At 62.7% G+C, this 1463-nt stretch carries 2 protein-coding genes; both read right to left on the bottom strand.

From position 1 onward, the window contains the following. Nucleotides 1-114 precede the first annotated feature (114 nt). Nucleotides 115-1224: a hypothetical protein gene (locus JCM9942_RS15775; RefSeq protein ID WP_054660811.1), complete on the bottom strand. Its 1110-nt coding sequence runs from the start codon at nucleotides 1222-1224 to the stop codon at nucleotides 115-117. Beyond that, nucleotides 1221-1463: hypothetical protein (locus tag JCM9942_RS15780; RefSeq protein ID WP_157722989.1), on the bottom strand; the 243-nt coding region annotated here is incomplete at its 5' end. The genes JCM9942_RS15775 and JCM9942_RS15780, both read right to left, overlap by 4 nt.

Below are 1463 nucleotides of genomic sequence, written 5' to 3' on the forward strand. Positions count from 1 at the left end.
GGCGCTTCTCCGGTAGGGCCATGACTACAAGCATGGCGGCGAGAAATATCGATTTCTCCAGTGAGTTGTTTGCCATGACTATGCAGACGCACAAAAATCCGATCGAAAACCACTTCATTCCGACACCCCCGCGCCGTGGCTGGCGTCCTGCTCGTTGGAGAAGCAACCGCATGAACTGCACTGCTCGCCCGACTTTGATCCGCAACGCGGGCAGCTCCAAGACCCCACCTCGGCGCTGGTGGCCTGCATTGCGGAAACCAGCAGATCGGCAGCATCGTCCACGGTAGAGTGCATGTGCGACGGGCTTCTGGAGACAGTCACGCCGTCGTCTTTGATGTGCAGCCACATGCAAAACTGGGCTTCGTCACTCTCGTCCCAATCGACACGCAGGTGCGGCGCAATTGCTCGCCAGCGCGCCGCATCCCTCGCATCGCTGCCGCCCTTGGGGCTGGCGTCGGCCTCCCCATTGATCAGCGCGAACAGATGATCGGCCTTTGCTCGCCCTTCTGAATCCGGCGGTAGCGACGCGCGCCAGCACGCTACTGCCATGCGGAACTGTTCAAGGTCGATCCCCGGCGCTGCGGGGGTGCTGGCCAACGCCTTTCCTGCGCGGAACAAGTCAAGCACGGAGTCCCACTCCAACGTTCCGCGCGGATCGTTCTTCCACTTCCGGTGTAGGTCGGTCCATCCACGTTGATACAGAGCGTCGAGCGCAAGATAGAGCGGGTCATTGATGAGGTTGCCCGTATCCAGCTCGCCAACCGGCGCTGCGGGGGTGCAGCCAACCCAGCCGACATAGCCGAGATAATCGACAAGTCCACGACGACCCGTTTCCGGGTTGTATATCGCCACCCCGTTGACGATGAACCCATCGTCCTGCAACTGCATCAGCTTGCGCTTGCCTATCGACTCCATGGCCGGCGCTGCGGCGACGGGGGCGGCGTAGAGCTTCGTGACGGGCCACCCTTTATTCCGCCACCGCTCTGCGACGACTGGATCGAAGGTTGTCGCTGACCTGTCGGTCAGGTGGTCGTCTGTGAACCACGCCGCCGCCTCCTGTGCTGCGGCGACGGAGGCTGCGAAACTGTCGCGGAAACCGAGGAACAGCTTGTATACGGGGCTGTCGTTGCCGCCGGCCAGCTTCCACAGCTGATCAAGCGCCTGATCATATGCATCAAGCCCAGCCTCCTGCGCTGCGGCGGGCTGCTCGTTGTGTGCGCTCATGCGTTGTGTCCCTTCGGGTTGACGGTGGGCCGGCGGCCAGGGAATGAGGTGATGGGCTCGTCGAAGTTGTTGGGCAAAACTTCGGGGCTTTTGCCGGTACGGGCCATCCATTGCTCGATGGTTTCCGGCTGGATGGTTGGCCCCGTTTTTGGCGTGGTGGTTTCCGCGGCTGTGCGTTCGGTGGCGGCAGCCAGGCGGGCGATGTGGGCGCTCTGCTTCTGCGCGCGCAGTTGGGCGCG

The sequence above is a fragment of the Stenotrophomonas pictorum JCM 9942 genome (genome assembly GCF_001310775.1).
Classification (GTDB): domain Bacteria; phylum Pseudomonadota; class Gammaproteobacteria; order Xanthomonadales; family Xanthomonadaceae; genus Stenotrophomonas; species Stenotrophomonas pictorum.

Bases quoted from the DNA above. Each gene is read 5' to 3' on its own strand.
- JCM9942_RS15775 (WP_054660811.1), bottom strand. From the start codon at position 1,224: ATGAGCGCACACAACGAGCAGCCCGCCGCAGCGCAGGAGGCTGGGCTT.